The organism is Catenulispora pinistramenti, from assembly GCF_018274385.1.
Classification (GTDB): Bacteria; Actinomycetota; Actinomycetes; order Streptomycetales; family Catenulisporaceae; genus Catenulispora; species Catenulispora pinistramenti.
In genome coordinates this window covers 1-360 of sequence record NZ_JAAFYZ010000611.1, presented here as the reverse complement: position 1 = coordinate 360, position 360 = coordinate 1, and the positions used below count along the sequence as shown (strand labels likewise).

The 360-nt window shown below is 67.2% G+C and carries 1 protein-coding gene; it reads right to left on the bottom strand.

Translation table 11 applies throughout. From position 1 onward, the window contains the following. Window positions 1-360 (bottom strand): hypothetical protein (locus KGQ19_RS53680; RefSeq protein ID WP_212022540.1); only part of this gene is annotated, 360 nt, incomplete at both ends.

Here is a 360-nt window from a genome sequence, read left to right as displayed (position 1 = left end):
CTTTTTTGCGGTCGGGGTTGGCGGTGGCGCTGAAGATCTCACCGACGGTGGTGAAGTCCGAGCCGGCGAAGGTGTGGGGGAAGGTGCTGATGTCGCGGTCGTGGGGGTCGTCGGTGGTGGCGCGGCGGGGTGTGGTTTCGCCGGGGGCGATGTAGGTGTGGTCGTAGTGGGACATCAGGACGTCGCGGGCTGCTGTCAGTGACGGTGCCCAGTATTGGGCTTGGCCGTTGGGGCCCATGACGCGGTCGTAGCCGCCGATGCCGAAGTTGTCTTCGGCGGAGACGCCGCCGGAGAAGTCCAGGGCGTGTTTGCCGGTGAGGACCATCGCCGAGTCTGGGGTCATGACCAGGACGCCGCGGG